Source organism: Acinetobacter sp. ANC_7682 (assembly GCF_056779795.1).
In genome coordinates this window covers 62,547-71,857 of sequence record NZ_JBWYIQ010000015.1, presented here as the reverse complement: position 1 = coordinate 71,857, position 9,311 = coordinate 62,547, and the positions used below count along the sequence as shown (strand labels likewise).

General features: G+C 37.0%; 9 protein-coding genes. 2 read left to right on the top strand and 7 right to left on the bottom strand.

The window, feature by feature from the left end; genetic code table 11:
* Positions 1-68: 68 nt before the first annotated feature.
* Both AC1M9D_RS07800 and AC1M9D_RS07795 read right to left on the bottom strand, forming a co-directional pair.
* Complete coding sequence (locus AC1M9D_RS07800; protein ID WP_481611888.1) at positions 69-524, bottom strand: hypothetical protein; 456 nt, start codon at positions 522-524, stop codon at positions 69-71.
* A gap of 206 nt (positions 525-730) precedes the next feature.
* Positions 731-1,564: a hypothetical protein gene (locus AC1M9D_RS07795; RefSeq protein WP_158650816.1), complete on the bottom strand. Its 834-nt coding sequence runs from the start codon at positions 1,562-1,564 to the stop codon at positions 731-733.
* Between the two features lie 440 nt (positions 1,565-2,004).
* On the opposite strand from AC1M9D_RS07795, the gene AC1M9D_RS07790 reads away from it, so the two are divergent.
* A complete protein-coding gene (locus tag AC1M9D_RS07790; RefSeq protein WP_481611887.1) occupies positions 2,005-3,168 on the top strand; it encodes an MFS transporter in 1,164 nt (387 codons plus the stop codon).
* 4 nt (positions 3,169-3,172) lie between these two features.
* Here AC1M9D_RS07790 and AC1M9D_RS07785 read toward each other — a convergent pair whose 3' ends face one another.
* Positions 3,173-4,639: a GGDEF domain-containing protein gene (locus tag AC1M9D_RS07785; protein WP_481611886.1), complete on the bottom strand. Its 1,467-nt coding sequence runs from the start codon at positions 4,637-4,639 to the stop codon at positions 3,173-3,175.
* A 252-nt stretch (positions 4,640-4,891) separates the two neighbouring features.
* On the opposite strand from AC1M9D_RS07785, the gene AC1M9D_RS07780 reads away from it, so the two are divergent.
* Positions 4,892-5,374, top strand: coding sequence for a hypothetical protein (locus AC1M9D_RS07780; protein ID WP_035270703.1), 483 nt, complete (start codon positions 4,892-4,894; stop codon positions 5,372-5,374).
* 83 nt (positions 5,375-5,457) lie between these two features.
* On the opposite strand, the gene accC is transcribed toward AC1M9D_RS07780, so the two are convergent.
* From accC to AC1M9D_RS07760, 4 genes are all read right to left on the bottom strand, one after another.
* Positions 5,458-6,822 (bottom strand): acetyl-CoA carboxylase biotin carboxylase subunit, encoded by a 1,365-nt coding sequence (gene accC, locus AC1M9D_RS07775; protein ID WP_035267832.1) that lies wholly within the window; start codon positions 6,820-6,822, stop codon positions 5,458-5,460.
* 15 nt (positions 6,823-6,837) lie between these two features.
* Complete coding sequence (gene accB, locus AC1M9D_RS07770; RefSeq protein ID WP_481611885.1) at positions 6,838-7,257, bottom strand: acetyl-CoA carboxylase biotin carboxyl carrier protein; 420 nt, start codon at positions 7,255-7,257, stop codon at positions 6,838-6,840.
* A gap of 18 nt (positions 7,258-7,275) precedes the next feature.
* Positions 7,276-7,731 carry a type II 3-dehydroquinate dehydratase gene (aroQ, locus tag AC1M9D_RS07765; RefSeq protein ID WP_481611884.1) on the bottom strand — a complete coding sequence of 152 codons (456 nt, stop codon included), beginning with the start codon at positions 7,729-7,731 and terminating at the stop codon, positions 7,276-7,278.
* Positions 7,732-7,968: 237 nt separating this feature from the next.
* Positions 7,969-9,300: a Y-family DNA polymerase gene (locus AC1M9D_RS07760; protein WP_035267823.1), complete on the bottom strand. Its 1,332-nt coding sequence runs from the start codon at positions 9,298-9,300 to the stop codon at positions 7,969-7,971.
* Positions 9,301-9,311 lie beyond the last annotated feature (11 nt).

Genomic DNA, 9,311 nt, shown 5'->3' with positions numbered 1-9,311 from the left:
ACAGAATTAGGTCGCCCTCATACCCAAGTTGTCTCTTAAATTTGAGTAGCTTAAGGGAACTCAGCCTTTCAAACCTTTATGCAACAAAGCCCCTTTAAACTAAGATTTTGATTTTCTAGTGGACTTTTAATCACTTGTATGGCTGAAACCTTTCCATTTAAACCATTTACTCTATGATAGCGTTGGTCATATGAATTTTCCGTTACGTTTTTTTCTAGATTTCCAATAACTGTATCTGATTTGGACTCTAAAACTTTAATCTCCACCCAATCATCATTAGTTTTTAATTCAGGGCTGTCATATAAACGAATTATTGTACCTGGAGCTACTGATTTTAATCTTAAAGATCGAATTTCATCGTTATTCCATTCTCTATCTGCTTTTAGATTGATTGTAGTAGAATATCTGTCATTTAATTGACCCTCCAAATCACCATTACCATTATCCCCATTATAAAATTCGATACCAGCAAAAACCGATACAGAATAAACAGAAAAAAGTGTTGCTAAAATTTGCTTTTTCAAAATATCCTCTTTTGAAGTTTGATTTTCATATGTCTCTTATAAAGGTTTTAATCTGCAATAGTCAAACATTCATTAAAAAAAACAGTTTATCTTCAATTGATTACGAAATATTGATCACTCATCAGCGATCACCATGTGCTGCCAAAATCCCCCCGTTTTTTTACAATAAAGGCCCTCCAAGTGAGGGCTATTTTTTATAATATTGATTAATAATTACACTTGTACCAACCTTTTTTATTGTCCCAGATTACTCGTCCTGACTCTAAAGGTGTTTGATTATAAACTACGCCTGGTCCTGAGCTAATACCACCATTATTATTTAGCCATCCTTTAATATTGAGCTTAATATTTTGGTTGCCATTACCCATACTTTCTAGGTTAGCAATAACTCGAGCGTTTTGAATCTCTCTATATTGAGCCTGACCTAAGACAAGCAACCCTGTGTATTCATTGACACTCGTATCTTTACAAACAGTAGCTCCAATATCTCTAGGTTGGGGGGCATTGTTTAGCAAATGCTGTTGATATTGTCGTTGAGCTGCAATCTCACGTGACTTTTGTGCTTGGATTAATTTAAGCTTTTCTGCTTCATTATCTTGTTTAATCGATTTAAATATACGTAATGACGTATTATCCAAAACATTTGAAGATAAATATATTCCATTTATATCTCTAGAAGTTTCCTGAATGTTTACAGCCCATTGATTGTTACTTTTTATACATTCATAACTTCCAATATATGGAGAGCTTTTTGTTAATATTGGGCTAAATCTTCCTTTTTGTGAAATACATAAGGATTGAAAATATTTATAAGGGATAATTACCTGACCTAAATTAGGTTTATATAAACGGCCAATACCAGAATAGTCACCATTAAGCCGTTCGCCATTAATTAATTCTTGAGGTGAGTTATATTTTTTAACACTATCTGGAGTAATTGTTCTTGCAAGAGGCATTCCTAAAATTGCTTTATCTAAAGCGGTACACCCAGTCATTACAAAGCAAGTAGTTATGCTTATTAAAGTAAATTTAATATTCATTTAGAAACTCTTTTGTATATAGTTAAAGTCTTATTCAAAAACGATAACAGTCTACTAACTTTAACCACTTATTTAAACATGCTTTTTTTATTTCATTTCTCATCTTCATCGGATAGTTCTTACTACTTAGCCAGTAGTTACATGTCTGTTCATCTTTATCATAACCTGGCAGAGTAAAACTTGAAGTGCGACATAAACCACCTAAGAACCCCATCAATCCATCACCTCACTTAATGCAACGTGCTTTTAATCAAATTTAATCATAAAATGAAGAATATCTGTGTCTTATGCTGCGGTCTACAAAAAATTAGGAAAAATATTTTTTTAAAGTTTGTAGACTGATTTGTAGACAGTTAAACTGCAATTAAGGACAAACTAATGCAATGCTATGCAACCTTAGAATATTTTAAGTTATTGAAAATGCAAGGATATGTAAGCTAATGCAACCTATTCCAATTCGACACAAACTAAGTGGATTCTACTTTTTCTACTATGCGATTGTCGGTACCTTCATGCCGTATTGGAGTCTATATCTGCAAGATCAGGGATTTAGCTTTTTAGAGATTGGGTGGCTTAGTGCAATTGCAATCATGACACGTTTTTTTGCGCCGTTTATTTGGGGTTGGGTGGCGGATAAAACGGGTAAAAGAATGCTATTGGTGCGAATCGCAACATGGATGGAAGCGAGTATATGGTTCCTCATTTTTATTATACCCAATAATTTTCAATCAATTGCCTTGTTAATGTTGATCTTCAGCTTTTTTCAAAATGCGATACTTGCTCAATTTGAAGGCGTTACATTATTTTGGTTAGGCGAAAAACGAAATGAACTTTATGGCAAAGTGAGAAAATGGGGGTCGATTGGGTTTATTGTTGGTGTTTTCTTTATTGGTCTAATTCTTGAAATCATCGATATTCAGTATCTCCCGATTTTATTACTGAGTATTTCATTTCTAGCGTTCTTATGGTCATTTACAGTAAAAGAACCGAAGGGCGCACCAAAAGCCCAAAAAACACTTGAATCCATTATTCCAGTCTTAAAACAACCAGTTGTGAAAGCAATTTTCTTAATTGAGTTCATTATGTTGTTTGCTCAAGCACCATTCTATAGTTTTTATAGCAATTACTTACAGTCATCTGGATTTAGTACCACAGCAACAGGATTTCTTTGGTCAACAGGTGTTATTGCTGAAATCATGATGTTTGCCTATGCATCATTTTTTTTAAATCGTTTTACATGGCGTCAGTTGGTTGCGATCTGTTTATGGATGACTGGGCTTAGGTTTTTGATTGTTGGTTTATTTCCTGAAAGTTTTGTTCTCCAATTTCTCTCCCAGACAATGCATGCATTCAGTTTCGGTTTATTTCACTTATTGGCGATGCGCATTATTTTTGAGCACTTTTCTGCTGGGCAGCAGGGTAGAGCTCAAGCTTTGTATAGTACGATGTGGGGCTTGGGTGTGGCATCTGGAAGCGTATTGGCAGGACAATATTGGGAGCTGATTTCTGGCAGCTATATTTTTATCATTGCAGGAGCTTCAACGTTGATTGGTTTCATATTTTTATCCGCTTTACCAAATCTCAAGCCTACTGAAGCAAGATAGTGACTTATGATGTTTGAGTAAATAGTAATTGCGGATCCACGCATAATCTATTTCGTCCTTCAGATTTCGCTTGATAAAGGGCAACATCTGCACGATTAATCAATTGTTGGAATGGGGTGCCAGACGGAAGTTGTTGATAACTTAAACCTATGCTTACACTAATATTGATATGTTGATTTTGCCTGATCATAATCGGTGTTTCTGCCATGCGGTCGCATATACGCTGTGCGATTTTAATGCAGGCTGGTAGGTTACTATCTTTAATTAAGATGGCAAATTCTTCGCCGCCAACTCTACCGAATAAATCATTTGATCTAATTTGAGATCTGACGATATTGCTAAAGTCTTTGAGAACAATATCACCTATTTCATGTCCATATTGATCATTAATTTTTTTAAAGTGGTCAATATCGAGTAGTAGAATAGACACGCTGTGAATATTGGATTTCACCTCCCTATGAGTTGAGTCTATCGTCTTTTCGCTTTCTTCATAAAAATATCGGCGATTCATAGTCGTTGTTAAACTGTCATGGTTCGCTAAATATAATATTTGGTGATATAGCTTTTGGCGATTCAAACTAATAATTGATAATGTTAGTGGGCCTAAAGCCAGCATGAAAAGACCGATGCGAACAGACAGTGTTGTCGAAATAAATGCTTCTGGAGATTCTGTTAGATAATATGCACTTAAGCTGTTGTATAAGAACATACATACAAAGCAGTTGATGATTGCAACCAACAATAAATTGTAGGTTAATGCTGCCCAGATGAGTGCTCCGATCGGGAACATGATGGCGCCAGGGCCAATAAAAAAGTGAGTTAGAATTACAGATACAACGACAAATATGAAGGGTAAGACAAGGGGCAAACTTAAACGTTGATTTTTTTGATTTACAAAATATTGTTGAACTGTAGTTTTGCTTGGTAATGCCAGAACAATAGGTAAAAAAGCGACAAAGTTAAGAATTTCACCACTCCACCACATGCCAAAATCAACCCAAATACGGCTGAGCTCCATAAAGCTGTTAGGAACATAAGGGATGGTTAAAATCGCAAAGGTTGGGCTTGCTAGGCACCCTCCAAAAGCACTAATTAAAAATAAGTAAACAAATGTAAGACCTTTATTGAATTCTTGATAATTGATTTTTAACCGGTTCAGTAGGTATAAGGTCACTAATGGGTTTAGCAAGTTAGCAAGAGTTAACAACCAAGTAAGTTGTAAAGTGTTGCCAGTACCTAGGTCTGCAAGCATATACCCAGAAAAGGCCCCAAGCCAGCCACCAAGATTATTGAGATAACTAAATCTTAAAAAAAGACCAAGTAGTACGGCATTTGCAGGCCAGAAAATTGCAAGAAATGAGAGAGGTCGACCAAGTATTCCAGCCAAAGCACAAAGTGTAATGATGAGCATGACAATCAAAAAAGATTGTGCATTGTTTTTAATCAGCTCTGTTCGTATCCATATGGTCATACTTAACGTATATTCCCTTGCATAAAATCTTATATTTTTAAGCTTTCTGTGAGGTATAGAATGAATATTATTCTGATAAGAATATATTTTTGCACTAATAAATCAATAGATCGCATTAAACTGCTGATGATTTAAAGTTCATCAATAGGGAATTCATTTTCTTATATAAAATTGTTCTTATCACGTTAATTCTATGAGTTTTCTTGCTGAAATGTGCTAATTTAGCTCTAAACGTTGACCTATAGATGTTGTATGAAAAAAACAGTTTTTTTTGCACCTTTACTTTTATTAATGACGTCTTTTTCTTCTGCCGATCAAAATGTCCAAGCGCAAGCTAAAGGTGCTGATTTACAACAGCCTGAAAATAATATTCGAATCAACATGCGCCCAGAAATTTTAGGTTTATGGGGAATGGAAATTCCAAATAATAAAAAATGTGTTGAGTATTATAATTTCCGTGGTAACAATGAGGTGGTCGTGAATAGTGCTAAAGAGTGGTCGGTCGGTTTATTTGAGTATCAACCATCTCAAGACAGCTCTTCGGGCTTGTTGCCTACCTTGGTCATGCAAGTCAATTATGAGAACAACGAAAAAGACTGCTCTGGTAATCAAGTAGATCAGGCAGGAGATTTGTCTCAATATTTTGTAAAATGGGACAATCCGAATCAAATCAATTTCTGTGCATCTGAAAAGGGTGGACAATGTTTTGCAAAACTTAATCGTATATTGCCATAAGCTAAAATCTTTGCAGCCTATTCTTCAATAATAAAAAAGCCTCCTGAAAAAGAGGCTTTTTTATTCATCTTGTAAAGCTGTAATTACTCAGCTTCGCTATGTCCTTGTACCTGTTTCAACAAATGTTTCTCTAAGTAGTGAATATCCATAGCCTGTTCTGCAAAGTTCTTATCTTCAAGGATGAGATCTTTGTGTAGCGGAATATTGGTTTTGATTCCAGTTAAGATCATTTCATCTAAGGCTTGTTTCATACGAGCCAAAGCGGTTTCGCGATCTTTACCATGTGCGATTAATTTTGCAATCATCGAATCATAGTAAGGTGGAATGCTATAACCTGGATAGATATGAGAATCTAAACGGATGCCTGCACCACCTGGTGTGTAGAATTGCTCGATTTTACCTGGTGATGGAAGGAAGGTGGTTGGATCTTCTGCATTAATACGGCATTCAATTGCATGACCGTGTACTTTGATTTGATCTTGTTCTAGATTTAAACCAAGACCAGCGGCTACACGAAGCTGTTGTTCAATAATATCGACACCCGTTACCATTTCTGTCACAGGATGTTCTACTTGAACACGTGTATTCATCTCAATAAAGAAGAACTCACCATCTTCAAATAAGAATTCGAACGTGCCTGCGCCACGATACTGCATTAATTCGCATGCTTTTACGCAAGCTGCTAAAATTTCAGCACGAGCTTCTTCTGGAAGGTTCGGAGCAGGAGCTTCCTCAAGAACTTTTTGATGACGACGTTGTAATGAACAGTCACGATCATATAAATGTACGGCGTGACCATTACCATCGCCAATCACCTGTACTTCAACATGGCGTGGCTTTTGAAGGAAACGTTCCATGTAAACCGTATCATCACCGAACCACATTTCAGCATCACGTTGAGCTGCTTGTACAGACTCCAACAGTGTATCAACACGTTCAACAATTCGCATACCGCGACCGCCACCACCAGCAGCAGCTTTAACGATAAGTGGGAAGCCAATCTCTTTTGCTTCGGCCAAGGCATTGTTTGGTGTTACAGCATGAGCTGAACCTGGAACGGTTGGTACACCAGCTTTACGCATCGCCATAATCGCTGACACTTTATTCCCCATAAGGCGAATATGTTCAGGACGTGGACCAATAAAGATAAAACCAGAACTTTCTACAATCTCAGCAAATTCAGCATTTTCTGATAAAAAGCCATAACCTGGATGAATTGCATCTGCACCAGTCACTTCCGCTGCTGTAATAATTGCAGGAATATTTAGATAACTTTCGCTACTTGCACCAGGACCAATACAAACGGCTTCATCAACAAAGCGTAAATGCATGAGGTCTTTATCGGCATCCGAGTAGATACCGACTGTTTTAATACCGAGTGTTTTGCAAGCACGTGTAATACGCAGTGCAATTTCACCTCGGTTGGCAATGAGAACTTTTTGCAACATACCAACCCCCAACGATTACGCGCGGTAGCGGAATAAAGGTTGACCGAATTGGATTACATCACCATTTTTAACTAAAATTTCTTCAATCACACCACTTTGAGTTGCCTCAATTGGGTTCATGATTTTCATTGCTTCAATAATTCCAAGCGTTTCGCCTGCTGAAACAGTTTGTCCTACATTTACAAATGGTGCTTCGCCTGGACTTGGTGCAGCATAGAACACGCCAACCATTGGTGAGGTTTCAACAGCACCACGAGAAGCTGGTTTCACAACTGGAGCTTCTGGCGGAGCAGATTGTATTGGTGCAACACCAGCGGCTACGATAGGATTACGACGCGCTAAAGCAATGGATTGATCACCTTCTTTTACTTCAATAGATTGAAGATCCGATTCAATCATTAAGTCGATGAGCTTTTTAATTTTGCGAATATCCATGAATTCGTATTCCTAAGGTTAAAGATGTGTAGAAGTTTGAATTTTTTGCACGGCATGAGTGAATGCAAATGAATAACCCTGTGCGCCTAGTCCACAAATGACACCGACAGCTTTATCTGAGAGATAAGAGTGGTGTCTAAATGCTTCACGTGCGTGAACATTTGAAAGGTGAACTTCAATAAATGGGATCGCAACACCTAATAGGGCATCACGTACTGCTACTGAGGTGTGGGTCAGTGCAGCAGGATTGATGATGATAAATTTTATACCATCAATTTGGGCTTGATGAATTCGGTCGACAATGGCACCTTCCCAATTGCTTTGGAAGGTTTCAAGTTGAATTGAACTTTCTTGAGCTTGCTGTATGAGTTGATGATTGATATCGTCTAAAGTTAAATGTCCGTAAACTTCAGGTTCTCGCTTTCCTAGCAAATTTAAATTTGGTCCATGTATGACCAAAATGGTCGAACTCATGAAGACAGCTCCAATATGAAAGTTGCAATATAACCTTGCAAGATGTCTGCAAAGTTTGCATATTATGGCATGTTTTTAAGCTTTTTCATTTATATTTTGTTTCAAAAATAGCAAAAAAACAATGTCGTCAATGAGCTGTATTTTGAGAACTTTGCAGTCAATTGGCAATGTTAAAAAATTACATTTTTCTTTTAATTCTTCGAGTCTGCTATTTTAAACCGAATTGACCAAAAGTATTCATTTGTTTTGTGTAACCGCCATATGTGAGTCATCAATAGTCAGCATTTCTGACCATGAGGTGGTATAGCGTGGAGAGTGGTGCAATTGCTTCATTTTCCATTGTTGTTGATTGGTATGATAGCCCACTTGAATACAATGCTTTCCAAAGCGGTTTTTCATAGCGCCAATTGTTGTCATGAGTGAATCTCGCTGCTGGATTAAATCATGAGGCTGCCAAAGGTCATGTGTATGTGTTTTTTTAGCACTCAAAGCAGAAAACATGACGGAAACTTTTACATAACGTATATTTTCTTTAAATAAAACATCAATTTGCTGTTGTGCTGCATGGGTCAGGATTAATAAATCATCCGTCGGATATTCCAAACCAATTACATGAGAATGTGATTTCTTGAATGGTTTTACTGGAATTTTTTCATAAAGAGACACATGGACACAGGCGCATAATTGTTCTTGCTTGGTTAAACGCTCATGAGCCCGACTTAAATGAAAAATCATGGCTTGCTTGATTAATGCTTTATCCTTTAATGCTGATGCAAAACTTCGTGATGCTAAGATTCGTTTAGACGGTAAATCAGGATCTTCTAGTGAAATACAGGACTGACCTTTTAGCTCACGAATGGTACGCCCCATGAGCACTGAAAACTGCTTCATCAAATAGTGTTCATTGGCAAAAGTTAAGTCATAGCAATTATAAATACCGTAACTTTCAAGTTGTTTACTAATTTTTCGACCTACGCCCCAAATTTCCGATACTGAGGTTTCTATAAGTAATTGATCAAAACTGCATGGATCCAAATCCAATAAAGAACACACTCGGTTAAAACCAGAACGTTTTTTGGCAAAGTGATTGGCGAGTTTAGCTTGTGTTTTACTGTAACCAATCCCGATACAACAAGGTAAACCGATCCATTGTTGAATACGGTCGACTAATTCTCGACAAAATTTTTCTAAATCAAAAAGACTTTGATAATGTGTTAGGCGAATAAAACATTCATCAATTGAATAGGGCTCTAGATCTGAATCTGCATGAAAGTGTTGCTCTAAAATAGTGAAAAAGCGACTAGACATATCGCCGTAGAGGGCATAGTTGCTTGAAAATACTTTAACACCAGCCTTAAGCATATCTTTTTCAATTTCATACCATGGCACGGCCATGCCAATATTGAGAGCTTTCGCTTCCTCACTACGAGATACGACACAACCATCGTTATTACTTAAAACAACGACCGGTTGACCATTTAAACTTGGATTAAATACACGCTCACAACTGACATAGCAGTTATTAATATCAATGAGCGCAAAAATCTCTTGATGATAAATATTTTGCATAGGAGTAGGGT

Coding starts and splice junctions, on each gene's coding strand:
- AC1M9D_RS07795 (WP_158650816.1), bottom strand. CDS start 1,564: ATGAATATTAAATTTACTTTAATAAGCATAACTACTTGCTTTGTAATG.
- AC1M9D_RS07790 (WP_481611887.1), top strand. CDS start 2,005: ATGCAACCTATTCCAATTCGACACAAACTAAGTGGATTCTACTTTTTC.
- AC1M9D_RS07785 (WP_481611886.1), bottom strand. CDS start 4,639: ATGACCATATGGATACGAACAGAGCTGATTAAAAACAATGCACAATCT.
- AC1M9D_RS07780 (WP_035270703.1), top strand. CDS start 4,892: ATGAAAAAAACAGTTTTTTTTGCACCTTTACTTTTATTAATGACGTCT.
- accC (WP_035267832.1), bottom strand. CDS start 6,822: ATGTTGCAAAAAGTTCTCATTGCCAACCGAGGTGAAATTGCACTGCGT.
- accB (WP_481611885.1), bottom strand. CDS start 7,257: ATGGATATTCGCAAAATTAAAAAGCTCATCGACTTAATGATTGAATCG.
- aroQ (WP_481611884.1), bottom strand. CDS start 7,731: ATGAGTTCGACCATTTTGGTCATACATGGACCAAATTTAAATTTGCTA.
- AC1M9D_RS07760 (WP_035267823.1), bottom strand. CDS start 9,300: ATGCAAAATATTTATCATCAAGAGATTTTTGCGCTCATTGATATTAAT.